General features: G+C 70.1%; 31 protein-coding genes. 19 read left to right on the top strand and 12 right to left on the bottom strand.

The genetic code is table 11. The features are described from left to right. Positions 1 to 74 precede the first annotated feature (74 nt). On the top strand, positions 75 to 1007 hold the full coding sequence (locus BJ988_RS15245) for an EamA family transporter (protein WP_218860891.1): 933 nt from the start codon (positions 75 to 77) through the stop codon (positions 1005 to 1007). A gap of 71 nt (positions 1008 to 1078) precedes the next feature. After that, a complete protein-coding gene (locus tag BJ988_RS15240; protein WP_179658738.1) occupies positions 1079 to 2758 on the top strand; it encodes an alpha/beta-hydrolase family protein in 1680 nt (559 codons plus the stop codon). Positions 2759 to 2770: 12 nt separating this feature from the next. Here the strand turns inward: BJ988_RS15240 and BJ988_RS15235 are convergent, their stop codons facing one another. Both BJ988_RS15235 and BJ988_RS15230 read right to left on the bottom strand, forming a co-directional pair. Next, positions 2771 to 3244, bottom strand: a complete 474-nt coding sequence (locus tag BJ988_RS15235; protein WP_179658737.1) for a hypothetical protein — start codon at positions 3242 to 3244, stop codon at positions 2771 to 2773. Continuing rightward, positions 3235 to 3753, bottom strand: coding sequence for an RNA polymerase sigma factor (locus tag BJ988_RS15230; RefSeq protein ID WP_343051625.1), 519 nt, complete (start codon positions 3751 to 3753; stop codon positions 3235 to 3237). The genes BJ988_RS15235 and BJ988_RS15230 overlap by 10 nt, the downstream gene beginning before the upstream one ends. 239 nt (positions 3754 to 3992) lie before the next feature. Here BJ988_RS15230 and BJ988_RS15225 point away from each other — a divergent pair, with 239 nt between their 5' ends. From BJ988_RS15225 to BJ988_RS15195, 7 genes are read left to right on the top strand one after another with little or no spacing between them, the layout of a single operon-like run. Further along, a complete protein-coding gene (locus BJ988_RS15225) occupies positions 3993 to 4475 on the top strand; it encodes an Asp23/Gls24 family envelope stress response protein (protein ID WP_179658735.1) in 483 nt (160 codons plus the stop codon). Positions 4476 to 4477: 2 nt separating this feature from the next. Further along, positions 4478 to 4834: an Asp23/Gls24 family envelope stress response protein gene (locus BJ988_RS15220; protein WP_179658734.1), complete on the top strand. Its 357-nt coding sequence runs from the start codon at positions 4478 to 4480 to the stop codon at positions 4832 to 4834. Positions 4835 to 4845: 11 nt separating this feature from the next. Then, complete coding sequence (locus tag BJ988_RS15215) at positions 4846 to 5022, top strand: DUF2273 domain-containing protein (RefSeq protein ID WP_179658733.1); 177 nt, start codon at positions 4846 to 4848, stop codon at positions 5020 to 5022. Then, positions 5015 to 5425: an Asp23/Gls24 family envelope stress response protein gene (locus BJ988_RS15210; RefSeq protein WP_179658732.1), complete on the top strand. Its 411-nt coding sequence runs from the start codon at positions 5015 to 5017 to the stop codon at positions 5423 to 5425. Before BJ988_RS15215 ends, BJ988_RS15210 begins: the two co-directional genes overlap by 8 nt. Then, on the top strand, positions 5422 to 6027 hold the full coding sequence (locus tag BJ988_RS15205) for an Asp23/Gls24 family envelope stress response protein (RefSeq protein WP_179658731.1): 606 nt from the start codon (positions 5422 to 5424) through the stop codon (positions 6025 to 6027). Before BJ988_RS15210 ends, BJ988_RS15205 begins: the two co-directional genes overlap by 4 nt. Then, positions 6024 to 6608: a hypothetical protein gene (locus tag BJ988_RS15200; RefSeq protein ID WP_179658730.1), complete on the top strand. Its 585-nt coding sequence runs from the start codon at positions 6024 to 6026 to the stop codon at positions 6606 to 6608. Before BJ988_RS15205 ends, BJ988_RS15200 begins: the two co-directional genes overlap by 4 nt. Positions 6609 to 6666: 58 nt before the next feature. Beyond that, complete coding sequence (locus BJ988_RS15195; protein WP_179658729.1) at positions 6667 to 6840, top strand: CsbD family protein; 174 nt, start codon at positions 6667 to 6669, stop codon at positions 6838 to 6840. A 197-nt stretch (positions 6841 to 7037) separates the two neighbouring features. On the opposite strand, the gene egtD is transcribed toward BJ988_RS15195, so the two are convergent. Genes egtD through egtB form a run of 3 tightly spaced genes read right to left on the bottom strand, consistent with a single transcriptional unit; the run spans position 7038 to position 9762 of the window. Continuing rightward, positions 7038 to 8042 (bottom strand): L-histidine N(alpha)-methyltransferase, encoded by a 1005-nt coding sequence (gene egtD, locus BJ988_RS15190; protein ID WP_179658728.1) that lies wholly within the window; start codon positions 8040 to 8042, stop codon positions 7038 to 7040. Beyond that, complete coding sequence (locus BJ988_RS15185) at positions 8039 to 8509, bottom strand: hypothetical protein (RefSeq protein WP_179658727.1); 471 nt, start codon at positions 8507 to 8509, stop codon at positions 8039 to 8041. The genes egtD and BJ988_RS15185 overlap by 4 nt, the downstream gene beginning before the upstream one ends. Next, the gene (gene egtB, locus BJ988_RS15180; RefSeq protein ID WP_179658726.1) at positions 8506 to 9762 is read right to left on the bottom strand and encodes an ergothioneine biosynthesis protein EgtB; all 1257 of its coding nucleotides are present in this window, start codon (positions 9760 to 9762) and stop codon (positions 8506 to 8508) included. The genes BJ988_RS15185 and egtB overlap by 4 nt, the downstream gene beginning before the upstream one ends. Positions 9763 to 9953: 191 nt before the next feature. On the opposite strand from egtB, the gene BJ988_RS15175 reads away from it, so the two are divergent. Further along, positions 9954 to 11528 carry a peptide chain release factor 3 gene (locus BJ988_RS15175; protein WP_179658725.1) on the top strand — a complete coding sequence of 525 codons (1575 nt, stop codon included), beginning with the start codon at positions 9954 to 9956 and terminating at the stop codon, positions 11526 to 11528. A 257-nt stretch (positions 11529 to 11785) separates the two neighbouring features. Here the strand turns inward: BJ988_RS15175 and BJ988_RS15170 are convergent, their stop codons facing one another. Beyond that, positions 11786 to 12175 carry a hypothetical protein gene (locus tag BJ988_RS15170; RefSeq protein WP_179658724.1) on the bottom strand — a complete coding sequence of 130 codons (390 nt, stop codon included), beginning with the start codon at positions 12173 to 12175 and terminating at the stop codon, positions 11786 to 11788. Positions 12176 to 12670: 495 nt separating this feature from the next. After that, a complete protein-coding gene (gene mftR / locus BJ988_RS15165) occupies positions 12671 to 13282 on the bottom strand; it encodes a mycofactocin system transcriptional regulator (RefSeq protein ID WP_179658723.1) in 612 nt (203 codons plus the stop codon). A 153-nt stretch (positions 13283 to 13435) separates the two neighbouring features. On the opposite strand from mftR, the gene mftA reads away from it, so the two are divergent. From mftA to BJ988_RS15125, 8 genes are read left to right on the top strand one after another with little or no spacing between them, the layout of a single operon-like run. Next, positions 13436 to 13534, top strand: a complete 99-nt coding sequence (gene mftA / locus BJ988_RS15160) for a mycofactocin precursor MftA (protein WP_179658722.1) — start codon at positions 13436 to 13438, stop codon at positions 13532 to 13534. A 26-nt stretch (positions 13535 to 13560) separates the two neighbouring features. After that, complete coding sequence (mftB, locus tag BJ988_RS15155; protein WP_218860889.1) at positions 13561 to 13830, top strand: mycofactocin biosynthesis chaperone MftB; 270 nt, start codon at positions 13561 to 13563, stop codon at positions 13828 to 13830. Positions 13831 to 13840: 10 nt separating this feature from the next. Next, positions 13841 to 15064 (top strand): mycofactocin radical SAM maturase, encoded by a 1224-nt coding sequence (mftC, locus tag BJ988_RS15150; protein WP_179658720.1) that lies wholly within the window; start codon positions 13841 to 13843, stop codon positions 15062 to 15064. A gap of 27 nt (positions 15065 to 15091) precedes the next feature. After that, complete coding sequence (gene mftD / locus BJ988_RS15145) at positions 15092 to 16354, top strand: pre-mycofactocin synthase MftD (RefSeq protein WP_179658719.1); 1263 nt, start codon at positions 15092 to 15094, stop codon at positions 16352 to 16354. Next, positions 16351 to 17022, top strand: a complete 672-nt coding sequence (gene mftE, locus BJ988_RS15140) for a mycofactocin biosynthesis peptidyl-dipeptidase MftE (protein WP_179658718.1) — start codon at positions 16351 to 16353, stop codon at positions 17020 to 17022. Before mftD ends, mftE begins: the two co-directional genes overlap by 4 nt. After that, complete coding sequence (locus BJ988_RS15135; protein WP_179658717.1) at positions 17019 to 17825, top strand: mycofactocin-coupled SDR family oxidoreductase; 807 nt, start codon at positions 17019 to 17021, stop codon at positions 17823 to 17825. Before mftE ends, BJ988_RS15135 begins: the two co-directional genes overlap by 4 nt. After that, entirely contained in the window at positions 17822 to 19270 is a 1449-nt protein-coding gene (mftF, locus tag BJ988_RS15130; RefSeq protein WP_179658716.1) for a mycofactocin biosynthesis glycosyltransferase MftF, read from the top strand. The genes BJ988_RS15135 and mftF overlap by 4 nt, the downstream gene beginning before the upstream one ends. Further along, on the top strand, positions 19261 to 20025 hold the full coding sequence (locus BJ988_RS15125) for an SDR family NAD(P)-dependent oxidoreductase (RefSeq protein WP_179658715.1): 765 nt from the start codon (positions 19261 to 19263) through the stop codon (positions 20023 to 20025). Before mftF ends, BJ988_RS15125 begins: the two co-directional genes overlap by 10 nt. 66 nt (positions 20026 to 20091) lie before the next feature. Here BJ988_RS15125 and BJ988_RS31010 read toward each other — a convergent pair whose 3' ends face one another. Genes BJ988_RS31010 through BJ988_RS15105 form a run of 5 tightly spaced genes read right to left on the bottom strand, consistent with a single transcriptional unit; the run spans position 20092 to position 23963 of the window. After that, entirely contained in the window at positions 20092 to 20277 is a 186-nt protein-coding gene (locus tag BJ988_RS31010) for a cytochrome P450 (protein ID WP_218860887.1), read from the bottom strand. Next, a complete protein-coding gene (locus tag BJ988_RS31375) occupies positions 20232 to 21305 on the bottom strand; it encodes a cytochrome P450 (RefSeq protein WP_218860885.1) in 1074 nt (357 codons plus the stop codon). Before BJ988_RS31375 ends, BJ988_RS31010 begins: the two co-directional genes overlap by 46 nt. Then, positions 21302 to 22576 (bottom strand): NAD(P)-binding domain-containing protein, encoded by a 1275-nt coding sequence (locus BJ988_RS15115; RefSeq protein WP_179658714.1) that lies wholly within the window; start codon positions 22574 to 22576, stop codon positions 21302 to 21304. The genes BJ988_RS31375 and BJ988_RS15115 overlap by 4 nt, the downstream gene beginning before the upstream one ends. Next, positions 22573 to 23772 (bottom strand): FAD-dependent oxidoreductase, encoded by a 1200-nt coding sequence (locus BJ988_RS15110; protein WP_218860883.1) that lies wholly within the window; start codon positions 23770 to 23772, stop codon positions 22573 to 22575. The genes BJ988_RS15115 and BJ988_RS15110 overlap by 4 nt, the downstream gene beginning before the upstream one ends. Further along, the gene (locus BJ988_RS15105; RefSeq protein ID WP_179658712.1) at positions 23769 to 23963 is read right to left on the bottom strand and encodes a ferredoxin; all 195 of its coding nucleotides are present in this window, start codon (positions 23961 to 23963) and stop codon (positions 23769 to 23771) included. Before BJ988_RS15105 ends, BJ988_RS15110 begins: the two co-directional genes overlap by 4 nt. Before the next feature lie 114 nt (positions 23964 to 24077). Between BJ988_RS15105 and BJ988_RS15100 the strand changes: the two genes are divergently transcribed. Then, the gene (locus BJ988_RS15100; RefSeq protein WP_218860882.1) at positions 24078 to 24728 is read left to right on the top strand and encodes a TetR/AcrR family transcriptional regulator; all 651 of its coding nucleotides are present in this window, start codon (positions 24078 to 24080) and stop codon (positions 24726 to 24728) included. Position 24729: the final 1 nt, after the last annotated feature.

Raw genomic sequence — 24729 nt, 5'->3', positions numbered from 1 at the left:
TTTCGGATCAATGAACATTATGTCTAGCAATGTCACGTGGACGCGAACAGATGGGATGAGGTCCACTGGTCCTCATGTTCAGATCGGCTGCCCGCCACGCCCCCTCCGCTCGCACCGGCACCTCGATGGCGGTGGTGGCCATGCTCTGCGTACAGCTCGGGCTCGCCGCCTCGGTTGGCCTGATCGATCAGCTCGGTTCGGCGGGGGTCGCCTGGCTGCGCCTGTTCTGGGCAGGTCTGCTCCTTCTCGTCCTCGTGCGACCGCGTCTCTCCTCGTTCAGCCGCGAGACGCTGCTGGCCGGTGTCGCACTCGGCGTGGTCACCTCCGGCATGACCCTGCTGTTCATGGCAGCGCTGACCCGGCTCCCGCTCGGCACGGCGGCTGCGCTGGAGTTCCTGGGACCGCTCGGGGTGGCTGTCCTCCGCAGCCGCGGCATCGCGCGAGCATGGGCTCTCGTGGCGGCCGGTGGTGTGGTGTGTCTGACCCAACCGTGGGACGGCGCTGTGGACGGGGTCGGTGTCGCGTTCGCCCTGAGCGCGGCGGTGTGCTGGGCGGGCTACATCCTGCTGACACAGCGAGTCGGCGATGCGGTCAGTGGCATCGGTGGCCTCGCGATCTCCATGCCGGTCGCGGCCGTGGTCGCAACCTTCGTGGTCGGACCGGGCATCGTCGGAAAGCTCACGCCCGAGCTCCTGCTGGCCGGCCTCGGACTGGCGCTCCTGGTGCCGGTGGTGCCCTTCGCCCTGGAGATGGGGGCGCTGCGTCGCCTCACCGCCGGCGCTTTCGGGACACTCATGGCGCTCGAGCCGGCGATCGCACTGGTGATCGGGTTCTTCGCCCTCCATCAGGTACCCAACCTCATCGCCGTCCTCGGGATCGGGCTGGTGGTCGCGGCCGGGGTGGGAGCAGAACGAGCAGGAGGCCGCAGCCCGTCCGGCATGGTCGAGGAGACCGACGGCACGCCGCCGACGCCAGCGGTCGGTGTCCCGGCACTGCCTCCAGGCTGAGTGCCGGCGCGCGCCGGGTTTCGCCTTGAAAGGGGGCCCGACCCACGAGGTGTGTCGCTAGCATCTTGACGGTGAGCGACATCTGGCGTCCAAGGGTCGCCCGCGCGATCAGCGCACTTCGCAGCCAGCTGCGAGCGCCGTTCGCGGCGACCGCCGGCGCCACCGTGCTCCTGTGGGCGTCACTGACCCCGTCACTGATGCCGCGGACAGCGCTCTTCCAGGCGCTGCTCACCGCGCTGTGCATGCTTGCCGGCTACGGCGCAGGCGCGTCGGCCGGGTGGCTGGTCCGCAGCTGCGGTGGGCGGTTGGCCGGCAGGGCGCGGGTGATCGCGTGGCGGGTCCTGGCCGTCGGCGGCGGTCTCGGCACCCTGGTGGCGCTGGGACTGGCTCTGCGCTGGGAGAACGAGGTCCGCGGCCTGGTCGAAGCCGACCAGGTGGGCGTCGGTCACCTGGTGCTCACCGTGCTGATCACCGCGGTCCTGTTCGCGCTGCTGCTCGGCCTGTCGCGAGGGATCAAGGCGCTAGGCCGCTCGATCGGCCGGTTCGTCGGCCGTTTCCTTCCCGCTGCCCCGTCTGCCGTGATCGGCGGCCTGCTCGCTGCGGTCCTGATCTACGAGCTGGCGATCGGGGTGGGCGGCAACCGGCTGCTGGGCGCCCTCGACGCGAGCTTCGCGACGATCAACGAGGAGTTCAGCACCGACGTACCCGCCCCGACGACGCCCGAGCTCACCGCCGGCCCGGCCTCGTCCCAGACATGGGACGCCCTGGGTCGCCAGGGGCGGGTCTTCATCGCGAGCGCCCCGACCGCCGCGGACATCGGCGAGTTCACCCAGGAGCCTGCCAAACAGCCGGTCCGGGCGTACGTCGGGGCCGGCCCTGAAGGCGTCGACATCCGCGACGAGGCGAGGACCGCGGTGGCCGAGCTCGACGCGCTCGGGGGTTTCGACCGTGCCGTGATCAACGTGGTGACCGGCACCGGTCGGGGCTGGGTCAACGAGAACCAGGCCCAGGCGCTGGAGTTCATGTGGGGTGGCGACACGGCGACGGTCAGCCTGCAGTACTCCTACCTCCCGAGCTGGATGTCCTTCATCCTGGACCGGCAGCGTGCGCAGGATGCCGGCTTGGCGCTCTTCGACGCCATCTACGGACGCTGGCTGGAGATCCCCGAGGCCGACCGCCCGCTGCTGGTCGTGAGCGGCGAGAGCCTGGGCAGCTTCGGTGGCGAGGCGGCGTTCAGCGGAGCCCATGACCTCGCCACCCGCACCGATGGCGCCCTCTTCGTGGGCCCGACCGCCGACAACCGACTCTGGGACCGGTTCACCGAGGAGCGCGAGCCGGGGACTCCTCAGGTGCTCCCAGTCGTGGACGACGGCGAGATCGTCCGGTTCGCCGACAGGCCCGAGGACTGGGAGGCTCCCGGAGCCTGGGACGGCACCCGGATCGGGTATCTCCAGCACGCGAACGACCCGATCACCTGGTGGTCGCCGTCAGTGGCGCTCGAACGTCCGGACTGGCTGGAGGAGGAGCGCGGACGCGACGTCTCCCCGAACGTACGCTGGATCCCCGGGGTGACGATGCTGCAGCTGGGCGTCGACCAGTTCTCTGCCAACTCGGTGCCGAGCGGACAGGGCCACCAGTTCGGCACGGCGCCGGTGCATGCCTGGGCGGCGATCCTGCCGCCGCCGGGCTGGACCGATCAGCGAACCGACGAGCTGGCCGCGGTGATCGGCGCTCGGAAATGGCTGCAGTGACCGACGACCCGGTCAGGTCTTGTTCGGGTCGCCTCGGGTGACGTCGACGTACTCGATCTCGATCATCGACGGGTCGACACCGGGCGCCGGACCGAGGAGGTCTCGGAGGATGGCGTAGATCTGCGGACGCAGGGTGTCCGCGAGCGGGTGGAGCTCGACGCCGAACCTGGCGACCAGGCGGATGTCGACGCCGGTCAGGCGGCTGTCGTCGACGTGCAGGTCGATGGTCTCCGGGGCGTGGGTCGGATGCTCCTGGAGCAGTCGGCGCAGCGCGGCGGTGACCACGCGTGCGGAGACGAAGGTCTCCGAGCCCTCCGTATCGCGCGAGGATGCGCCCTGCGCGGTGAACGTCAGGATCGGCTCGGACGGGACGACGACCCGGCGCACCCGCGACATGATCGACTCGGCAAGGTCAACCCATCCCTCGGGCTCATCGGCTCGGGCGGCGCGGACAGCGCGGTCGAGCGGGCTGGGATCTAGCGCCATCGTGCCATCCTCTCCGCGAGTGTGCGTCGACCACGGTAGAGATGTCCCCGGACGGCGCCGATCGGCATGGCCAGGGCGACGGAGATCTCCTCGTAGCTCATCTCTTCGACCTCCCGCAGGAGCCAGGCCGCCCTTTGGTGCCACGGTAGTTCATTCAATGCTAGCTGCAGCGCCTGTAGGAGCTCGGCGTCGATCACGGTCTGCAGCGGGTTGTCCGCCGCCGCCGGAGACAGTCGCGACAGCAGCCCGTCGTCGATCGGAGTCGCACGTCGGTTCCGCTGGAGATCGGCCGCACGGCGGTGCACGAGACGGATCAGCCACGTACGCAGCGAGGAGTGTCCGGCGAAGCCGGACAGGCCGCGCCAGGCCGAGACGAAGGCCTCCTGGGTCGCTTCGGCGGCGTCCGTGGAGTCACCGACCAGACGGAGGGCGTAGCGGTACATGGCGGGGCCGTGGCGATCCACGATCTCCCGGAAGGCCTCCTGGTCGCCCAGACGGGCCGCGCGCACAAGGGCATCATCCGTCGCCGACGGCTCCGATGACGCCTGCGGTTCCGACATTGCCCCCCGAGTCCTTCTTCTGCTGCCACGACGAGGCAGATTGCAGATAGGTGAAGTTCTACCACCCTTGAGCAAAGATATGTGATGTAGAACACACCAGGATTTCTGTGACATTTCGAGATGTAGCCGCGACTAACCGGCGTCAACACCCACGAACACCACCGAACATCATCAGGAAGGTTCTTCTCATGACGCAGTCGAAGACCGGAACCACGAGCTCGCTGACGAACGACAGCCAGAGCCAGTCGACGGACCGGGGCGACTCGGGCGCGTTGGCGAGCGAGTTCGGACGCACCTCGATCGCTGACACCGTGGTCTCGAAGATCGCAGGGATCGCTGCGCGCGAGATCAGTGGTGTGCACGACCTCGGCGGCGGCGCGGCGCGCGCTGCGGGGGCTCTCCGCGAGCGCATCCCCGGCTCGCGTACGAATCTCGGCCAGGGCGTCGCTGTGGAGGTGGGGGAGCGGCAGGCTGCCGCCGACCTCGACATCGTCGCTGAGTACGGCACCTCGATCCCTGACCTCGCCAGCGCCATCCGCCGCAACGTGAAGGCGTCGGTCGAGCGCATGACCGGCCTCGAGGTCACCGAGGTCAACATCACCGTGCACGACGTCTTCCTCGAGGACGAGACCAGCGACGCCGACCAGGACGCCGGCCGGCGGGTGGAGTGACGGTGCACACCGACCCTTCCCCGCAGGACCACGACGGCGCCGACGGCGCCGCGCCGGAGGTCGTCGACCTCGTCGCGGCCGCCGTCCTCGCGGTGCCTGGGGTCCACGATCTGCACGCCGGGGCCGTGGGGGAGGTGGCCACCTATCTTCCGGGCCGCCGCGTGAACGGAGTGCGGATGCGTGAGCCCGGCTGCTCGGTCCACGTCGTTCTCGACTGGGGCATACCGGTCCTCGACACCACCGCCGCGGTGCGCCAGGCGGTCCGGCCGTACGTGTCGGGCCCCGTGGACGTCACGGTGGAGGACATCTACCTGCCCGACAGCGCTTCCTCGGCTACGACCCGCTCTGACCTTCCTTAGGAGAACACGTCATGACCAACTCGACACTCGGCCTGGTCGCCGGACTGTTGCTCACGATCGCCATCGTCACCGGGGGGCTCGTCGGCCTGCTTCTGGCCATCGTGCTGGGCGGGGCCGGCTACCTCATCGGGGGCCAGGTCGACGGCGAGCTCGACCTTCGTAGCCTGCTGCGAGGACGCCGTGGTTGAGTCCCCGGCGCGCCAGACGGCCGTCCTCGAAACCGACCCCGAGCCCGCTGACCAGGCGGAGGACCGCGGGACGCTGGAGGTCCGGAACAAGGCGCTCCAGCGGATCGTCGAGCTCGCGGCGCTGCGGCTGCCGGGGACGGTGGCGCAGAGCAGCAAGCTCGGCCGCATCACCGGGATGGCGCTGCCGAAGGCCGACATCACGGCAGAGGGCCGTGCCGTCCGGGTCAAGCTCGACGTCGCGATGATCTGGCCCGGCAACGTCACCCGCATCGCCACGGCGGCGCGAGACACCGTACGCGAGGAGGCCTTTCGCCTCTCCGGCATCGAGGTCCGCAGCGTGGACGTCACCGTGCACGCGGTCGACCCGACCGCCGCCGACGACACCGGAAGGAGAGTGGAATGAGCACGCAGACCGTTGAACAGGACGAGCAGGTCGCACCGAGCTCTCGTCCGCCCGCGCCGCGCACCCAGCCTCGCCGCGCGCCGGTAGTGGTCCTGGCGGCCACGGTGCTCGCGCTGGTCCTGATCGGGATCGCCGTGATCGCGGTCCGTGACCTCCTGGTCAGCCAGGGGTGGGCCACCGGCTCGCCGATCGCTCCCGTCCTGGTGGACGGCAGCGACGGCCTGCGCGCCTCCGTCGGACTGGCGATCGTCGGCGGAGTCGTCGTGCTCGCCGGGCTGGTGCTGATCTGGCTCGGGCTCCGGCCCGGGCGGCGTACGCACCTGCGAGTGACGGGCGATGCCGACCTCTGGCTCGCGCCCGGTGCCGTCGCGGCCCTGGCTCAGGAGACCGCCGACCGGCTCCCCGGGGTCGTGTCCGCCGACTCCTCACGCAGCACTCGGCGTCGCACCGTCGTCGACATCGTCGTCGCTGCGCGCAACACTCCCGACGGTCCCCAGGAGGCGGCCGAGGTGGCCGAGCACGTGCGGGCCGTCCTCGACGAAGAGGTCGGCTGGCTCACCGGAGCCAGCATCAAGGTCCGAGCCACGGAGGTGCCCCGATGACTCCTCGAGTGATCAGGTTCGACCGAGGACTCACCCTGTTCGCCGGCGTACTTCTGGTCGCCCTCGGGCTGCTGATCGTCGACTGGCACTACCAGTGGGTGCTGCAGGGCTACCCGGACGAGCTGTCCGCCGACCCGGCCGCCGAGATCGTGGGCTCCAGCTGGTTCCCGTGGGCGTTCGCCGCAGTCGGCGTTCTGCTCGGGCTGCTCGGCCTGGTGTGGCTGGTGGCTCACCTCGGGCGTCGCGGCCCCTCGACCCTGCGCCTCCAGGCCAGTGACCAGACGGGGCGGGTCCAGGCCGACCTGCGTTCGATCGCGGACGCGGCCGCCGACCGGATCGAGAGCCTGGCTGCCCTCACCGGCGTCAGCGGGACGGTGGTGACCATCCGGTCGCGGCCGGTGATCCTGCTGCGCGGGCGGATCGACCCGGTCGCCTCGGTCGCGTCGATCACCGACGCCGCCGAGACCTGCTCGCAGGACCTCGCCTCGGCGTTCCCCGACAACGCGGTGACCTGCCGGATCCTGGTCGACTCGCCGCGACGCGGCAGAGCCAGCCGCCAGTCCAACGTACGAGTGCAGTGATCGCGCTCGTCGGAGTACCCGCACCATCCATCACAAAAGAGAGAGAAGGAGTCCGGATATGAGTATGAGTGACAAGGCGAAGAACGCCGCGCAGGACGCCAGGGGCAAGGCCAAGGAGGCCGCCGGCAAGGCGACCGACGACGAGTCCCTCGAGGCCGAGGGTAAGGGCGACCAGGCCGGGGCCTCGGTGAAGAAGGCCGCCGAGAACGTGAAGGACGCGTTCAAGAAGTAGCAGCGGTCGGTCTGCTCGATGCTCCTGATGACGACGCGGCCCCGAGCGGGGGCGGGGGCCGCGTCGTTCCCAGGAGCATCGAGCAGACCACGTTCACCCTGGACGTGCGATTCGCTGGGCAGCGTCCAAGAGAAGGTCGACCTCGCAGCCGGTGAGGACGCGGCGCTCGTCCTGCAACCCGCCGCTGGCCGTCGCGCTCAGCGCCTGGCCAGGACGAGTGCGTACGCCTCGTCCGGGTCGGTCCACCAGCGGGCGTCGCGGAAGCCTGCCGCAGCGAGCTCGCTGGCGGCGCTGCTCCGGCGGAACTTGCATGACAGCTCGGTGAGGAGCTCTTCGCCTTCGTCGAACTTGATGACGAGGTCGAGCTCGCGCAGCTCCACCCGGGCGGAGTCCTGGGCGACGAGTCGCATCTCGATCCGTTCCTCCGCGGTGTTCCAACGCGCCAGATGCCGGAACCCGTCGGCGTCGAAGTCGGCGCCGAGGCTGCGGTTGAGGACGTGCAGCGCGTTGAGGTTGAACTCGGCGGTCACCCCGGCGGCGTCGTCGTAGGCGGCGACCAGCTGCCCGGTGTCCTTGACCAGGTCCAGCCCGAGCAGCAGACCCTCCCCGGGCTGCATGGCGGCGGCGACGGATCGCAGGAACCGTTCCCGTCCGGGGCGGTCGTAGTTGCCCAGCGTGCTGCCGAGCAGCGCGATCAGCCGACGTCCCGGGGTCGGCAGCTGCGAAAGATGCTGGTCGAAGTCGGCGACGACGCCGTGCAGCGCGAGGCCCGGCCTCTCCTCGGCGAGCGCCTCCATCGCCTGGGTGAGTGCGCTGGCGCTGACATCGACGGGGACGTACGTCGTCAGCCGACCGGCCTGCGCCAGCGCGTCGAGCAGGAGCCGGGTCTTCTCCGAGGAGCCGGACCCCAGCTCGAGAAGCACTTCGGCATCGGAGCTCTCGGCGATCTCGCGTGCGTACTCGGTCAACAGCGCCCGTTCGGTGCGGGTCGGGTAGTACTCGGGCAGTCGGGTGATCTCCTCGAACAGCTCCGAACCACGCTGGTCGTAGAAGTACTTCGGCGGAAGCCACTTCGGTGATGCGCTCAAGCCGGTGCGTGCGTCCTCTGCAAGGCTCTGCCGCAGGTCCTCGGCGGTCAACAGCGTGGTGAGACTGCCCGGGGCTGGTGTGCGGGTGCTGGTCTGGCCGTCGTCGAGGTTCACGCGGAGTTCTCCTTCGGGTTGTGCTGCGGTGTGTCGAGCCGCCACCAGGTCGGCCCGCAGGGGCTGAGGACCCCGATGGTGCGTGGCGGGATCGAGGTCGACGGAGCGTCCGAGAGCGGACCGCCACTGACGACGTACTCCCAGGCCGCGGGCTGGACCAGGTGGCTGCCCTCGTCACCGGTCAGCAGGGCGAGCTCCTCCCCGTCGCTGAGGAGAACCGAGTAGTCACCCACCTCGATCTCGTTGGCGAGCTGGACCACGGCAGAGCCGACCGGCAGGCGCTGCTGCTGCGCTCTGTCGAGGACGAGCGTCCACGACTCCTCGATGGTGCCGCTGACCGCGACGGTCCATGGACCGACCTTCAGGGGAGCGGGGCAGTCGTCGTGATCACAGGCCCAGTCGGCGTGCGTCTTCGGCGGTCCGAGGATGCCGCGATGGGCACACGGAATGTCAGCTGACCAGGTCACGCACGGCGCCCGTCGTCGGCGAGCCGGAGGCCGGTGACCGGCCAGCGGGCGCCGGGCGGGAAGAAGTTGCGGTACGAGGCTCGCGTGTGTCCCGGTGGGGTGAGCGCGCAGCCGCCGCGGAGCACCATCTGGCTCGACATGAACTTTCCGTTGTACTCACCGATCGCACCGGCAGCGGGGTGGAAGCCCGGGTAGGGCAGGTAGGCCGAGGAGGTCCACTCCCAGCAGTCCCCGAAGAGCTGTCGCAGGCCGCCGGTCGCGGCTCCGGCCGCGCGTGGGTGGAAGCTGTCTCGGTCGGCGAGGTTGCCGGCCACCTCATGGGTCTGGGCAGCGTGCTCCCACTCGGCCTCGGTCGGGAGGCGCTTGCCGGCCCAGGTGGCGTACGCGTCGGCTTCGTAGTGGCTCAGGTGGCAGACCGGCAGCCCCGGGTCGAGCGGGACCGTGCCGTGCAGGGTGTGCTCGAACCACTCGCCGTCGGCCTCTCGCCAGTAGAAGGGCGCCTGCCAGTCCTCGGCGTTGACCCGAGCCCACCCGTCCGAGAGCCACAGCTCGGGGCGCCGGTAGCCGCCGTCGGCGATGAACTCCAGCCACTCGCCGTTGGTGATCAACCGATCGGCGAGCCGGTACGGCTCCAGCCACTGCTGGTGCCGCGGCAGCTCGTTGTCGAAACAGAACCCACCGCCCTCGGACCCGATCTCGACCAGGCCGCCGTCGAAGTCGACCCACCCCAGTCCCTCCGTCCCGCGGCCTGTGACCGGACGCCCGGCGTACACGGGCTCCAGCGGGTTGAGCGAGAGCACGTGCTTGATGTCCATCAGCAGCAGCTCCTGGTGCTGCTGCTCGTGGTGGAAGCCGAGCTCGATCGTCGGGGCGAGCTTGGCGAAGGTGCCCCCGTCCACGCGGTCGAGCAGGTCCCTGACCCGATCGTCGACGTTGCGCCGGTAGTCGCCGACCTCGTACGCGCCGGGGCGGCTGATCACGCCACGCATCGGCCGCGCGTACCTCGGCCCGACCTGCTCGTAGTAGCTGTTGAAGAGGAACCAGTACTTGTCCTGGAACGGGGTGAAGCCGGGCTCGTTCTCGGCCAGCACGAACGTCTCGAAGAACCAGGTCACGTGCGCGCGATGCCACTTCGTCGGGGAGACGTCGGGCATCGACTGGACCGTCTGGTCCTCGGGGGAGAGAGGTGCGGCGAGGCGTTCGGTGTCGGCCCGGACTTCGTCGAAGCGGGCGATCGCGGTGGTCGTGTCCATCTCACGTCTCCTGTCGGATCAGCCGAGACCATCAAGGTCGCGCAGGGCGTCCTGGATGCTGTGGTGGCAGGTTGGGTACGCCGGTTGCTACGAACCACTCTGCCTGGGTCGCCCAACCCAGCGCAGCACCCTTTCGATGGCCTCGAAGGGAATGCCATGCCAACTCTCACGTGGCGGTAGCCTCAAGGACGATGCCTGATCTAGACCGCCGCCCCCGACGTACCTTCGCCGTCATCAGCCACCCGGACGCCGGAAAGTCGACCCTGACCGAGGCCCTGGTCCTGCATGCGCAGGTGATCGCCGAGGCCGGCGCGGTCCACGGAAAGGCCGGCCGCAAGGGGACTGTCTCGGACTGGATGGCGATGGAACGCAGCCGTGGCATCTCGATCAGCTCGACGGCTCTGCAGTTCGCCTATCGCGACCATGTGGTCAACCTGGTCGACACCCCGGGCCACGCCGACTTCTCCGAGGACACCTACCGAGTGCTGTCCGCGGTCGACTCCGCGGTCATGCTCGTCGATGCCGCCAAGGGCCTGGAACCGCAGACGCTGAAGCTGTTCCGGGTCTGCGCTCGTCGCGGGCTCCCGGTGATCACCGTGATCAACAAGTGGGACCGGCCGGGGCGCGACGCTCTGGAGCTGATGGACGAGATCGAGTCGCAGATCGGACTCCGGCCCACTCCGCTGACCTGGCCGGTCGGTGTCCCCGGCGACTTCCACGGAGTCCTGGACCGGCGTACGGGCGGATTCGTCCGCTACACCCGCACCGCAGGCGGAGCCACTCGGGCGCCGGAGGAACACCTCACCGCTGAGGCTGCGCTCGCGGCGGCCGGTGAGGACTGGGAGCGGGCCAGCGAGGAGGCCGAGCTGCTCACCGCCGACGGCGGTGACCACGACCAGTCCACCTTCCTGGCAGGTAGGACCACCCCGGTGCTGTTCGCCTCGGCCCTGCTCAACTTCGGTGTCGCCCAGCTCCTCGACACCCTTCTCGAGCTCGCCCCGGCCCCCGGACCGACCCCGCTCGCCGCAGGTGGGGCGCGCGAGGTGGACGCGGACTTCTCGGCGTACGTCTTCAAGGTGCAGGCCGGCATGGATGCCAACCACCGCGACCGGCTGGCCTACGCGCGGGTCTGCTCGGGCGTCTTCGAGCGCGGCATGGTGGTCACCCATGCGGCCACCGGGAAGCCGTTCGCCACGAAGTACGCCCACACCGTCTTCGGCAAGGAACGCTCCTCGGTCGAGACGGCCTCGCCCGGCGACATCGTCGGGCTGGTCAACGCCAACGCGCTGCGCGTGGGCGACACCATCTACGACGGCGTGCCCGCGGAGTTCCCGGAGATCGAGAGCTTCGCCCCGGAGCACTTCGTCAGTGCCCGCGTCATCGACGCCGGCCGCTACAAGCGATTCCGGCGCGGGATCGAGCAGCTCGACCAGGAGGGCGTCGTCCAGGTGCTGCGCTCCGAGCTGCGCGGCGACCAGGCGCCGGTGCTCGCCGCGGTCGGGCCGATGCAGTTCGAGGTCGTCGCTGCCCGGATGGAGACCGAGTTCCACGCCCCGATCCGGATGGACAACCTCGCCTACTCGCTCGCACTGCACACCACCCCCGAGCACGCCGGCACCATCAGCGGCTTCAGCGGCGTCGAGGTGATGACCCGCTCCGACGGCACCGTCCTCGCCCTCTTCCCCGACAAGTGGAAGGCCGACTCCGTACGCCGCCAGGCCCCGGGTGTGGTGCTCGAAGCACTTCCGGTCGGCGGGGGAAGGTAACCAACGCCCTACCCGCGCCGTCTCACGCCTGACGAGCGCCCATGCCAGCCGATTCTCGGCGAGATCGGCGACTTTCGATCAGTGTGGTGCGGGCGGGCTGGCCTGTAAGCGGGAGTCCATTCCCGTGTGGACGGTGCTGGTTACCGTGGACGGATATGGGTGCTTGACCTGCGAAAACATGACTTCATCGACGGTTGCCGACGAGCTGAAGTGACTCTCGACCGGACGGCGCCGGCCAGCCACGGCGGCGAATGCTGTCAGTGTTCGGCGTCATCGTGATGGTTAACGCTGCTGAGCCCGACCTGACTCTTGTCGCGCTGCGATAGGTGAAGCATCAGGAAGATTTCGACGGCCAACAGCATCCCGAAGATGGTCATGGGGACGATGAACTCGATCGGAGGTTCTCTGGAGATGGTCAAGATCGTCGCCGGAAAGGGAATGGCTGTGGCGGTGACGGCCGCGAGAGTGGGCCATGGCGGCACAGGCGACCGGCGACGACTTCTGACCCACCGCAGCATCAGTGCATGGGGGAGCACTGCCAGCAATGCCAAGCCGGCGACGCTCAGGCCGAGGAACGCGACCAGCCGTTCCCAGCCGCTGTTGCCGAGCATTTCGAGGCCGACCCAGCCGATGGCCAGCGCTGCCACAGACAGACAGCCGATCACGACAGTTGTGGAGAGAGTGTTGAGAGCATCGGCTGCGGGACTTCTCTCTATGGACCTTGAGGGAGGGTCAGATGAAGCCGTCACCGCCCAACCATAGCGAGTGCGCGTGCTGACGGCGGTTGTCCGCTCCTCACTGGCATGACGGCGCACGGTCGGCCGTGAACACGTCAACCTGGAAAGTAAAACGCCAGGTCAGGCCGGTGAGAGCGAACGGGCTGGCCTGTAAGCCGGGGAGCGGTCCCGCGTGAAGGGTTGGTGATTGGGGCCGACGGAAACCGGCGGTTGACCTGCGGAAACATGATAGTTAGTGACGGTTGTCAATGGTCTGGAGTGACCCTCGACCGGACAGTAGCCGGACAGTATCCGGACGCAGGCGGTCCAGCCCTGGTCTGACGCATTCGTGCGCCGTCCCCAGTGGAAGCTGCCGCCGAGCTCGACGCGAAGCGCGCGATCGCCGCGGCCCTGTAGTCGCAGGCGTCAGCTCGAGACGTACGTGCGCAGGTGGCCCATCGTGGCGTCGAGCAGGTCGGGGAGCGAGGCGTCCTCGTCGTCGAGCCATGCCTGGTAGGAGGTCAGGGCGAGGGCGAGGGAGACCTGGCCGACGGTCTGGGGGAGGAGGTCGTCGGAGCGGAGGCCGGTGCGCTCGGCGACGTAGTCGGCGATGACCTCGCGCCAGCTGGCGTAGCGGAGTACCGAGTGGGCCTGGAGGGCCGGGGTGGTGAGGATCAGGCGCATCCGGTCGCGGTGGCTGGGGCTGGCGTCGGTGGGGAAGTCGTTGAAGGCGAGTACGCCGCGGTGGACCGCAATGTGGAGCGGGAGCTCGGTGGGCATGGAGCGCAGGATCTCGCGGAAGGCGTCGAGGGTGCGGTCGAACTGTCCCCAGGGGATGTCGTTCTTGGAGGGGTAGTAGCGGGTGATGGTGCGTCGGCCGACCCCGATCGCCTCGCCGATGTCGTCGAGGGTGGTGGCCTCGAAGCCCTTGGTCATGAAGAGCTGGAAGGCCGCCTGCTCGATCTCCGCGTGCGTGGTGGCGGCGGGGCGTCCGCGGAGCGAGCTGCGCCGCGTCGCGGGGGCGGGGCTGGTCGGCATTCGTCGGAATCTATCAGCCGCGTTAGGCGCGCCGAAGGCAAAAGAGTCGCCGATTCGGGCGAACCCCTATCTTTTTGACCCCGAGTGTCATTAATGTGGTGTGCGTCACCGAAGACCGCGTCCTCGGACGCCGAAAGATGAAGGAGAGCTGTCATGAACCCTGAAGAGAACACCCAGGTCGTGGACGAGGCCCTGACCGAAGAGTCGTTGATCGAAGAGGTCTCGATCGACGGCATGTGCGGCGTCTACTGAGCATCGTCATGCTGAGTGATCCGAGCATGGCCGTGAGCCTGGACAGCGCGTGGGCGCTGTCGCCGTCGGTCGAGCTGCGGCCCGAGCCGTTCGGGGCGCTGGCCTACCACTTCGGGAACCGGAAGCTGACCTTCCTCAAGCGTCCCGAGCTGGTGGCGGTGGTGCGTGCCCTGGGGTCGTACCCGGACGTGCGCGGTGCGCTCGTGGCATCGGGAGTGCCGGAGGGCCAGCACGCTGCGTACGTCGCTGCGCTCTCCGGCCTGGCCCGGACCGACATGATCCGTCCTGTGACGTGAGGAGCCTGTGATGAAGCTGGTGGAGCACTTCGAGCTCGGCCTGGATGCGCCGATCTGCCTGACCTGGGAGCTGACGTATGCGTGCAACCTGGAGTGCGCGCACTGCCTGTCGAGCAGCGGCCGGCGCGACCCGCGTGAGCTGAGCACCGAGCAGTGCGAGGCGGTGATCGACGAGCTGCAGCGGATGCAGGTCTTCTACGTGAACATCGGCGGTGGCGAGCCGACCGTACGTCCCGACTTCTGGCACCTGGTCGAATATGCGGTCGCTCACGATGTCGGGGTGAAGTTCTCGACCAACGGCGTCCGGCTCACCCCGGAGCGGGCGCGGTGGCTGGCCGCGAGCGACTATGTGGATGTCCAGATCTCGCTGGACGGTGCCACGGCCGAGGTCAACGACCGGGTGCGGGGGACGGGATCGTACGATACCGCGATCACCGCGCTGCGCAACCTGCACGAGGCTGGATTCCGCGACGCCAAGCTCAGCGTGGTCTGCACCCGGGAGAACATCGGGCAGCTCGACGAGTTCAAGGCGATCGCGAACCGGTTCGGGGCGACGCTGCGGCTGACCCGGCTGCGTCCTTCGGGCCGCGGCGCGGACGTGTGGGACGAGCTCCACCCGCTTCCTGAGCAGCAGCGGGAGCTCTACGAGTGGCTTGTCGCCAACGGTGACAACGTGCTGACCGGGGACTCCTTCTTCCATCTGGCTGCCTTCGGGCCGGAGGATGGCAGCGGTGCGTTGCCTGGTCTGAATCTGTGCGGCGCCGGGCGGGTGGTGTGCCTGATCGACCCCGTGGGCGACGTCTATGCCTGTCCGTTCGCGATCCACGACCAGTTCCTTGCCGGCAACCTGCTCACCGACGGCGGCTTCGACAAGGTGTGGAAGACCTCGGCGCTCTTCCAGGAGCTGCGCGAGCCGCAGACCGGTGGCGCCTGCTCGGGCTGCGCCCACTACGACTCCTGTCGCGGTGGCTGCATGGCTGCGAAGTTCTTCACCGGCCTGCCGCTGGACGGCCCGGACCCGGAGTGTGTCCAGGGATACGGCGAGACCGCACTGGCCGGGGCCCGGACCATTCCCGCGGTCGGACAGGACCACTCCCGCAGCGCGCCCAGCCGCAACGCACCGGTGCTGCTGACCCTCTCCCGACGGCGTCCGGACTCCGATCTGGCTGCACCCGTGAGCCCGCCGGTGAGTGCGTGCGCGGAGTCGCCGCTGGCCGGCTTCGCCCCCAACTGAAACCTGTAGACAGAAGCGAGAAGAGACATGGCCTGGAAGAACCCCTGGAAGCAGAACCCGTGGTTCGAGTCCGTCGCGGTGGCGCAGGAGCGTGCCCGCAAGCGGCTGCCGAAGCCGGTGTACGCGGCTTTGCTGGCCGGCTCGGAGCGCGGCCAGACGATCGCGGACAACCAGCAGGCGTTCGCCGACCTCGGGCTGGCGCCGCACGTGGCCGGCCATCACGACAAGCGCGAGCTGTCGACCACGGTGCTGGGCCAGGAGATCGGGTTCCCGGTGATCATCTCGCCCACCGGCGTACAGGCCGTCCATCCCGACGGTGAGGTCGCGGTCGCGCGGGCGGCGGCGGCCCGGGGCACGGTGATGGGGCTGTCCAACTTCGCCTCGAAGTCGGTCGAGGAGGTGGTGGCGGCCAACGCGGCGACGTTCTTCCAGATGTACTGGACCGGTGACCGCGACGTGATGATCCGCCGGATGCGCCGGGCCCACGCGGCCGGGGCGAAGGCGCTGATCGCCACCCTCGACTGGTCCTTCTCCATGGGCCGCGACTGGGGCAGCCCGGAGATCCCGGAGAAGGTCGACCTCTCCGCGATGCTCAGGTTCGCGCCCCAGGTGATGAGCCGCGGACGATGGCTGGCGGCGTACGCCCGCAGCGGCGGCATCCCGGACCTGACCGCCCCCAACCTGGCACCGATCGCCGACGACGGCAGCCTGGGGGAGCCGCCCACGTTCTTCGGTGCCTACTACGAGTGGATGACCACGCCGCCGCCGTCGTGGGACGACGTGGCCTGGATGGTGGCCACGTGGAAGGACGTGAGTGGAGGCAAGCCGTTCATGCTCAAGGGCGTGTGCCGGGTCGACGACGCGCTGCGTGCGGTCGACGCGGGGGTGGACGCGATCTCGGTCTCCAACCACGGCGGCAACAACCTCGACGGGACCCCGGCCACGATCCGGGTGCTGCCCCCGATCGCGACCGCGGTGGGCGACCAGATCGAGGTGCTCCTCGACGGTGGCGTACGCCGCGGCTCCGACGTCGCCAAGGCGCTGGCCCTGGGCGCTCGTGCGGTGATGGTCGGGCGCGCGTACCTGTGGGGCCTGGGCGCCAACGGCCAGGCCGGTGTCGAGAACGTCCTCGACATTCTCCGCAACGGCCTCGACTCCGCGGTCCTGGGCATGGGCAAGGCCTCCATCCACGACCTCACCCCGGCCGACCTGGTGATCCCCGACGGCTTCGAGCTCGCGCTCGGACAACCACCGGGCCAACCACTGGGCCAACCTTCGGACCGGCCGTGAGCCTGGTCGACCGTCCCTGGCCGGAGATCGTGCCGGGCGGCACGGTCCTGGTGCCGGTGGGGTCCACCGAGCAGCACGGCCCCCACCTGCCGCTCGACGTCGACACGGTGATCGCGACCGCGGTGGCCGACGAGCTCGCCCCGCTGATCGGCGCCTCCGTCGCCCCGGCGGTGCCGATCGGTGCCAGCGGGGAGCACCAGTCGTTTCCCGGGACCATCTCGATCGGGACCGCGGTGCTGACCTCGGTGCTGGTCGAGCTCGGCCGTTCGCTGACCACCTGGGCCTCCCGGGTCGTCATGGTCAACGGTCACGGCGGCAACCTGGACGCGGTCACGGCCGCCGTCACGGTCCTTCGCGCCGAGGGGAGAGAGGTGTCCTGGGTGCCGTGTCAGGTCCCGGACGCGGATCCGCACGCCGGCCACACCGAGACCTCGCTCATGCTGCACCTGGCCCCCGAACGGGTACGTCTGCGGCAGGCCGTCCCCGGCAACACCCGCCCGATCGCCGAGCTGCTGCCGGTGATGCGGGCAGGCGGCGTCGAAGCCGTCTCGGCCAACGGCGTCCTCGGCGACCCGACCGGAGCGAGCGCCGAGCAGGGCAAGCGCATCCTCGAGGCGATGGTCGTCGCTGCCTATGACCGGCTCCGGATCGGAGCAGCGGCACGATGAAGCCCAAACCAGCGCGCGCAGCGGCGACACGGGTCGCGCTGGTGACCGGCGCCGCGCGTGGGATCGGCGCGGCCACCGTGCGTGGCCTGGTGGCCGAGGGCGTACACGTCGTCGCGCTCGACTGGTGCGCGGGGGAGGACTCCCCGGCCGGCTATCCGCAGGCCACGAAGGCCGACCTGGACACCCTGGTCGCCTCGCTCCCGGCCGGCTGGGTCGAACCGGTCGTCGGTGACGTACGGGATCCGGCGGCGCTGACCGCCGCTGTCGGCACGGCGCAGGAGAGGTGGGGGCGGCTCGATGTCGCGGTCGCGGGCGCGGCGGTGATCGCCGGCGGTCGCCCGCTGTGGGAGGACACCTCGCTCGACCTGCAGTGGCAGATCGACGTCGCCGGGGTCTGGAACACCGCCGCGGCCGCCGTCCCCGCGATGCTAGCCGGGCCCGACCCCAGCGGCTGCCGGTTCGTCGCGCTCGCCTCCGCCGCGGGGTCGCGCGGGCTGTTCCACCTCGCCGCCTACAACGCCGCGAAACATGCCGTGATCGGCCTGGTGAGGGGCCTGGCCGCCGACCTGGCCGGCACGGGCGTGACCGCCTGCGCCGTCTCGCCGGGCTCCACCGACACCGTGATGCTCGCCGCGACCGCCGACCTCTACGCCGTCGGTCCCGACGACCTCGCTGCCCACCAGCTCCTGCGCCGACCGCTCACCCCCGACGAGGTCGCCGCCACCGTCGTGCACGCTTGCTCACGTGCCGGGGCAGTGCTCAACGGCTCGGTCGTCGCCGCCGACGGAGGCTTCGGCGGATGATGCTGCCGGATGGGTTCACGGTGCGGGTGCGCGATGACGTACGTCTCCTCCCGACGCCCGACGGTGGGCTGTCGCTGGTCGGCGGCTCCCCGCTGCGGTCCATGCGCCTGGCCTCCACGGCCGCTGACCGTGTCGCCGGCCGGCAGGTGCAGGTCCACGACGCCACCTCCGACCTCATCGCCCGCCGCCTGCTCGACGGCAATCTCGCCGATCCCGCCGGCCTGACGCCCGCCGACCCGGCCGAGCTCACCGTGATCGTCCCGGCCCACGACCGACCCGAGCTCCTCGACCGCTGCCTGGCCGCGCTGAGTGGGCTGGACGGGCTCGACGTCATCGTCGTCGACGACGCCTCCCACGACCCGGGCGCTGTCGCGGAGGTCGTACGCCGCCACGGCGCCACCCTCCTCGCGCTGACCGACAACCTGGGACCCGCCGGTGCCCGCAACGCCGGGCTGGCCCGGGTCGCCACGACCTACGTCGCCTTCGTCGACTCCGACGTCGCCGCCGCCCCGGAGATGCTCGCGAAGCTGGCCGGTCACCTAGCGGACCCGCGGGTCGCGCTGGTGGGGCCGCTGGTGCGCGGGCACAGGGACAAGGCTCGGCCGGCGTGGTTCGAACGCCACGACATGGCCGCCTCCTCGCTCTCCCTGGGCACCAGAGCGTGCTCGGTGCGCCCCGGCGCGGCCGTCGGCTGGCTGCCGTCGGCCTGCCTGGTCGCTCGTACCTCGACCCTGCGAGAGGTCGGCGGATTCGCCGGCGACCTGCGCGTGGGCGAGGACGTCGACCTGGTCTGGCGACTGGTCGAGGCCGGACACGTGGTCCGCTACGCGCCCGACCTCGAGGCCCTGCACGAGGTCCGCGGCACCGTACGCGGCTGGCTCGGCCGCAAGCTCGTCTACGGCACCGGCGGCGCCGAGCTCGGCCGCCGCCACGGGGAGGCGATCGCCCCGGCCGTACTCTCCCCGGCCATGGCCGCCGCCGCAGCCGCGATCCTGGCCGGCCGCTGGTGGTCGACGCCCGCGGCCCTCGCCTCACTGGCCTGGGGCAGCCGCGTCGTCTCGCAGGCTCTCCCCGACGTCCCCGGCCGCCGCAGCCTCGCCCTCCGCCTCGCCGTCCGAGGACTCGGCTGGTCGCTACGCCAGGAGTCAGCGCTCCTGCTGCGCCACTGGTGGCCACTCACGCTGGTCGCCTGCCTGCTCAGCCGCACCGCACGCCGCATGGTCCTCGCCGCGCTCCTCGTCGACACCGCCGTCGCCTTCCACGAGACCGACGTCCGCCCCACAACCCTCCTCGGCCGCCGCCTCGACGACCTCGCCTACGGCGCTGGGCTGTGGCTCGGAGCCGCGAGATCCAGGTCCGTGCAGTGCCTCACCCCGCGCCTCTTACGTCAGCACAGACCGACACCCGAGAAGAAGTTCGAGAAAGAAGTGCAGCCATGGCAGTGACTCGTCTGGATGGACGACGCATCATCATCACCGGCGGAGCGAGTGGCATGGGGGAGGGCCTCGTACGGTCCTTCCCGGCCCTGGGCGCCAAGGTCGTCTCGGTCGACCTCACCGAGGATGCCGGCGCCCGGATCGCCGAGGAGTCCGGTGCGGAGTTCCTCCCTGTCGACGTCGCCGACAAGGAGTCGGTCGACAGCACCTTCACCGCCGCGGTGGAGAAGCTGGGTGGCCTCGACGTCCTGGTCCACGCCGCCGGCATCGCGCCGTCCTCGCCCGCCGAGGAGAGCTCGGTGGACCTGTGGACCAAGGTGCTCTCGGTCAACACCCTGGGCACCATGCTGACCAACCAGGCCGCCTTCGCGCATCTGAAGGGCGAGGGTGGCCAGGTCATCAACTTCGCCTCCGCCGCCGGGGTCATCGGCTTGCCCAACAAGTCGGTCTACGCGATGAGCAAGGGTGGCGTGATCGCCTGGACCCGGACCGCGGCCAAGGAGTGGGGCAAGCACAACGTCTCGCTCAACATGATCGCCCCCGCGATCTGGACCCCGATGTACGACAAGACCCGCTCGGAGATGAGCCCCGAGGCTCTCGCCGCCCACGATGCGTACATGGGGCAGAACATCCCGCTCGGCGGCAAGCTCGGTGACGTGGAGAAGGACTTCATCCCGGTGCTCGCCTTCTATGCCTCAGAGGGGGCGCGCTTCATCACTGGACAGATCGTCTCGGTCGACGGCGGCACCCTGATGGTCCGCTGACGCGGATGCGCTGAGGCGCGGGGGTGCCGGGCTCGTGCTCGGCGCCCCCGCGTCGTACGAGACGGCTCAGCGGGTGAGCATGAGCTTGAGGACTCCGTAGTTGGTGCCGGTGAAGTCCATCGGCACCTCCTCCAGCGGGGTCGCCAGGCGCAGGTCGGGGAAGCGCTGGAACAGCTTGGGCAGGACCGTCCGCAGCTCGGCCCGGGCTACGTTCTGGCCCAGGCAGGCGTGGATGCCGTAGCCGAAGCCCATGTGGCGGAACGCCTTGCGGTCGATGTCGGGGTGTCGGGGTCGTCGAAGGCGCGGGGGTCGCGGTTGGCGGCGTTCATAGCCACGACTACGAGGTCGCCCTTCTCGATCTGGGCGCCGCCGAGCTCCAGGTCCTCCTTGGCCACGCGGCCCAGGCCGAACTGCACGATCGTGAGATAGCGCATCAGCTCCTCGACGGTACTGCCGATCTTCTCCGGGTGCTCCAGCAGGTCCCGACGCTGCTCGTCGTGGGTGAGCAGGGTCAGGGTCGAGAGGCCCATCATCGCGGCGGTGGTGTCGTGCCCGGCGAACAGGAGGAGTACACCGAGGCCGATCAGCTGCTCCTCGGTCATGGGGGTCTGGTCGCCGTCGGTCTTGTTGATCAGCTCGGCCAGGATGCCGTCGGTCGCGCCGGTACGCCGCTTGTCGGCGACGAGCTCGGTGATGTAGCTGATCAGCCAGTGGGCGCCCTTGTCCCGCACCTCGCGGGGCTTGCCCATGTCCATCAGGTCGACGGTGGCGTCGTGGAAGCCGTCGCGGTCCTCGTACGGGACGCCGAGGAGCTCGCAGATGACCAGGCATGGGATGGGCAGCGACATCGCCTGGACGAAGTCGAAGGTCTCCGGACCGGCCTCGATCGCGTCGAGGTGCTCGTCGACGATCTTGTCGATGTAGGGCTGGAGCTTGGTCTGGACCGCCTTCGGGGTGAACCGGCCGGTGAGCAGGCGACGGAAGACGCTGTGGTCGGGCTCGTCCATGAACACGAAGCCGACGTCGAACGGCGTCTCGTCGTCTGCCGCGGCCACCTCGCCCTCCGGGGTGTCGTGGCGGTGGCGCTTCGCGCTGAAGCGGGGGTCGGTGAAGACCTGGCCGCCCTCCTCGAAGCGGGTGACGAGCCAGCCGGTGCTGCCGTTGGGGAAGCGGACCTTGGTGACAGGCTCGTCCTCACGCAGGTCGGTGTACGCGGTGGGCGGGTCGAACGGCCTGTTCGGCTCGCGGAGGGTGGGCTGGTCGATGAGAGTCTCGGTCACTTGGACTCCTTGGTGTCGTCGGGGGTGCTGTCGGGCTCGGTGTTGGCCGCGATGGCGGCGGTGATGCCCGCGTGGGTGGCGGTGGCCTTGCACCAGCCGGTATAGGTCGCCAGGTGGAGCGCGGCCTCGCCGAGCTGATCGGCGGTCAGCTCGCCGTTGACGAGGCCGCCGTTCGCGATGATCTGGATCAGCTCGGGCCTACCGACGGTCGCGGCGACGCCGAGGGTGAGCAGACGGCGGTCCCTGACCGAGAGCCCGGGCCGGGACCAGACCTTGGCGAAGAGGTAGTCGACCGTCTCGGCCGTGAACGGGTCCGCTTCCTCCGGCATGGCGGCGCTGAAGCCCGGTCCGTAGACCTGGTCCATCATCTCCAGGCCGAACTGATGCAGGTCGGCAGCCTCGCCCGGTGTCTCTGTGACCTCGGGCAGCTGCGTGGTCTCCCGGACCTTGGCCTGGGCGACCTCGACCAGCGGGACGTCGACACCCAGCGTGGTGGCCAGGTCGCGGGCAGCGGCCAGGTCCTTGGTCATCAGCGGCTCGATCTTGCTCCCGATCCCGGCCGGCAGCGTGCCGTCGGGACCCTCCATGCGGAGCAGCTGCAGGAGCGTACGTCCCTCGGGGTCGGCGGTGTCGACGACCTCGGCGAGCCGGGCAGTGTCCACCCCGGCGGCCCGGGCGAGGGCCGCGGCCTCCGCGACCGTGCGCCAGCTGCCGTAGGTGATCACGTTGCGGGCGATCTTGGTGGCCATCCCGGCGCCGGTCGGGCCGCAGTGAACGACCTTCTTCGCCCAGTCCTCCAGGACCGGGTGGGCGGCATCGACGGTGTCCTGATCTCCGCCGATGATCGCGACCATGCCGTTCTCGGCGGCCTTGTCGCCGGGCGTCACGCCGCAGTCGATGAACCCGACACCGTGCTCGGCGCACAGGTCTGCGAGCTCGCGGACGACCGGGAGCGCGACCGTCGCCTGGAGGACGATGGTCAGGCCGGGGTGGGCTGCGGACAGCAGCCCGTCGGGGCCGCCGATCACCGCGCGGGCCTGGTCGGCGTCGACGACGGCGACCATCACCACGTCGCTCTCCTCGGCCACCTGCGCGGGGGAGGAGAGCGGGTCGGAGACGCCGGCAAGGTTGGCGGAGGCGTCGGGACGGATGTCGTAGACCGCGGGTACGCGGCCGCGGCGGGCGAGGCTGACGGCGACGCCGCCGCCGATCATGCCCAAGCCGATGACGCCGGACCTGAGCGTGTCGCTGGGAGTGTTCTGGGTGGTCATGCTGCGCTCGATTCCTCGATAGGGGCCGCCTCGGCGACCAGCTTGCGGTAGCCGCGGGTCGCGCGGGCCAGGTTCACCCCGACCACGCCGCTGACGCGGCCGTCCTTTCCGAACAGGGCGACGAGCCTGCGGTCCTCGAGGCTGCCCTCGACGATCCGCACCTCGTCGGCGCCGCGGGTGCGCCCGTAGATCTGGATCTTCAGGTCGTACTGGTCCGACCACACGTACGGCACCGACTCGAAGGCCGTCGCGCCATCCGGGCCGGCCAGGATGTTACGCGCCACGGCCAGGCCCTGCTCGGCGGCATTGGTCCGGTGCTCGATCCGCAGGCGCTCGCCGGTGCGTGGGTCGAGCCACGAGGCGATGTCGCCTGCCGCCCACACCCCTGAGCCGGCGTGGAGGGTGGCGTCGCACTCCACGCCGTTGCCCACCGGGAGACCGCTCGAAGCGAGCCACTCCACGTTGGGAACCGCGCCGATGCCGACCAGGACCGCGTCGGCGGCGATCATCCGGCCACCGGCCAGATGTACGCCGGCGACTCGACCGTCGGAGGTGAGCACACCTTCGACCATGGCATCGGTCTCGATCGAGACGCCGCGCTCGGCGTGGACGTCACGGAGCATCGCGCCGAGCTCGTCCCCGAGCGCATCGCCCATCGGCTGGGCGACGTTGGTGACGAGCGTGACCTCGCAGCCGAGGTCACGGGCGACCGCCGCCGCCTCGGCGCCGACGAACCCGCCACCGACCACGACCAGACGTGGCTTGCGAGCCAGTTCTTCACGCAGGGTGAGCGCGTCCTCCGACGTACGCAGCACGTGGACGCCTGCGACGCTGTCGGTCCCGGGCAGCCGTCGGGCGCGAGTCCCGGTGGCGACCACGAGGGCGTCGTAGCCGATCCGGTCGCCGTCGGCGAGCGTGACCTCGCGGGCCTCGGCGTCGAGCGCGACGGCGGCGCTGCCGAGCCGTAGGTCCAGGTCGAGCGCGTCGATCGCCTCGGGCGAGCGCAGCGCCAGCCGCTCTGGCGACCACTCGCCGGAGAGCAGCTGCTTGGACAGCGGCGGCCGGTCGTAGGGGAGATGTGACTCGTCGCCGATGAGGGTCAGCGACCCCTCGTAGCCGCCGCGCCGCAGCCCCTCGACCACGCTGAGGCCGGCGGCCGAGGCGCCGACCACGACGATGCGTGACGGGCGGCTCACTCGTGCACCGCGATGCATGCTGCCGGGCACAGGGCCGCGGCCTGGCGTACGTTCTCATGCTCCGACTCCGGCGGGTTCTCCTCCAACAGGATGACGATCCCGTCGTCCTCGCGCTGGTCGAACACCTCGGGAGCGGCCAGGACGCACTGTCCCGCGCCGCAGCACTTCTCGGTCTCGATGGAAATCTGCATCAACAACCTCCGATGGATGTGATTGGGTCGTTCGGATGGAACAGACGAGAACGTACTCTTTTTGGCGCGACGCGCCAAAAATGACACGGCGAGACAAAAAGTGAGAATTGCGACATGAGCACAGCCAGTGACCCGGCGGCCCCCGCAGGGCAGTCCGGTCCCCGTCTCGGCCGCCCCCGGATCAGCGATCGCCGCCGGCGCACCACCCAGCTGGAGATCGCCCACGAGGCCGTACGCCTCTTCATGGCGAAAGGGGTGGCGAGCACTTCGGCCGAGGAGATCGCCAACGCAGCTGGGATGTCGACCCGGACGCTGTGGCGCTACTTCTCGAGCAAGGAGCAGTGCGTGCAGCCCCTGCTCACCGCGGGCATCGACGGCCTGGTCGGTCGCCTGCGCGAGTGTCTGTCGGACGGGTCACCTTCCGACCTTCTGCGCGAGGGCGCCCTGGTCGCTTTCGCCACGGCCGGCGAGCTGGACTCGCTGCGCGGCCTGGTGCGTCTGACCAGGACCGAGCCCGGGCTGCGAGCCGTCTGGCTCCAAGGCCATGACGAAGCGGTCCGGGAGATCACTCACATGCTGGCCGACCGGAGCGGCCAGAGCCCTGACAGCCTGCCCGTGCTGGTCCAGGGCATGGTGCTCAATGCCGCTCTCACCGCGGCCGTCGAGCACTGGGCGTGGGCGGATCAGGAGGAGCTGAGCATCGACCAGGCCATCCGGGACGCACTGCATCTGGCTGCCTGTGCGCTGCCGGACCTGGAATGTTGAC

Origin of the sequence: Nocardioides panzhihuensis (assembly GCF_013408335.1) — a bacterium.
Lineage (GTDB): Bacteria > Actinomycetota > Actinomycetes > Propionibacteriales > Nocardioidaceae > Nocardioides > Nocardioides panzhihuensis.
The sequence above is the reverse complement of the archived record's forward strand: the minus strand, read 5'-3'. Positions and strand labels throughout refer to the sequence as shown.

Bases quoted from the DNA above. Each gene is read 5' to 3' on its own strand.
- BJ988_RS15205 (WP_179658731.1), top strand. From the start codon at position 5,422: ATGAGCACGCAGACCGTTGAACAGGACGAGCAGGTCGCACCGAGCTCT.
- mftB (WP_218860889.1), top strand. From the start codon at position 13,561: ATGGCCGTGAGCCTGGACAGCGCGTGGGCGCTGTCGCCGTCGGTCGAG.
- BJ988_RS15105 (WP_179658712.1), bottom strand. From the start codon at position 23,963: ATGCAGATTTCCATCGAGACCGAGAAGTGCTGCGGCGCGGGACAGTGC.
- BJ988_RS31010 (WP_218860887.1), bottom strand. From the start codon at position 20,277: ATGGGCTTCGGCTACGGCATCCACGCCTGCCTGGGCCAGAACGTAGCC.
- BJ988_RS15215 (WP_179658733.1), top strand. From the start codon at position 4,846: ATGACCAACTCGACACTCGGCCTGGTCGCCGGACTGTTGCTCACGATC.
- mftC (WP_179658720.1), top strand. From the start codon at position 13,841: ATGAAGCTGGTGGAGCACTTCGAGCTCGGCCTGGATGCGCCGATCTGC.
- BJ988_RS15225 (WP_179658735.1), top strand. From the start codon at position 3,993: ATGACGCAGTCGAAGACCGGAACCACGAGCTCGCTGACGAACGACAGC.
- BJ988_RS15100 (WP_218860882.1), top strand. From the start codon at position 24,078: ATGAGCACAGCCAGTGACCCGGCGGCCCCCGCAGGGCAGTCCGGTCCC.
- BJ988_RS15245 (WP_218860891.1), top strand. From the start codon at position 75: ATGTTCAGATCGGCTGCCCGCCACGCCCCCTCCGCTCGCACCGGCACC.
- BJ988_RS15115 (WP_179658714.1), bottom strand. From the start codon at position 22,576: ATGACCACCCAGAACACTCCCAGCGACACGCTCAGGTCCGGCGTCATC.
- BJ988_RS15200 (WP_179658730.1), top strand. From the start codon at position 6,024: ATGACTCCTCGAGTGATCAGGTTCGACCGAGGACTCACCCTGTTCGCC.
- egtB (WP_179658726.1), bottom strand. From the start codon at position 9,762: ATGGACACGACCACCGCGATCGCCCGCTTCGACGAAGTCCGGGCCGAC.
- mftA (WP_179658722.1), top strand. From the start codon at position 13,436: ATGAACCCTGAAGAGAACACCCAGGTCGTGGACGAGGCCCTGACCGAA.
- mftF (WP_179658716.1), top strand. From the start codon at position 17,822: ATGATGCTGCCGGATGGGTTCACGGTGCGGGTGCGCGATGACGTACGT.
- mftD (WP_179658719.1), top strand. From the start codon at position 15,092: ATGGCCTGGAAGAACCCCTGGAAGCAGAACCCGTGGTTCGAGTCCGTC.
- mftR (WP_179658723.1), bottom strand. From the start codon at position 13,282: ATGCCGACCAGCCCCGCCCCCGCGACGCGGCGCAGCTCGCTCCGCGGA.
- BJ988_RS15175 (WP_179658725.1), top strand. From the start codon at position 9,954: ATGCCTGATCTAGACCGCCGCCCCCGACGTACCTTCGCCGTCATCAGC.
- BJ988_RS15195 (WP_179658729.1), top strand. From the start codon at position 6,667: ATGAGTATGAGTGACAAGGCGAAGAACGCCGCGCAGGACGCCAGGGGC.
- BJ988_RS15235 (WP_179658737.1), bottom strand. From the start codon at position 3,244: ATGGCGCTAGATCCCAGCCCGCTCGACCGCGCTGTCCGCGCCGCCCGA.
- BJ988_RS15125 (WP_179658715.1), top strand. From the start codon at position 19,261: ATGGCAGTGACTCGTCTGGATGGACGACGCATCATCATCACCGGCGGA.
- BJ988_RS15135 (WP_179658717.1), top strand. From the start codon at position 17,019: ATGAAGCCCAAACCAGCGCGCGCAGCGGCGACACGGGTCGCGCTGGTG.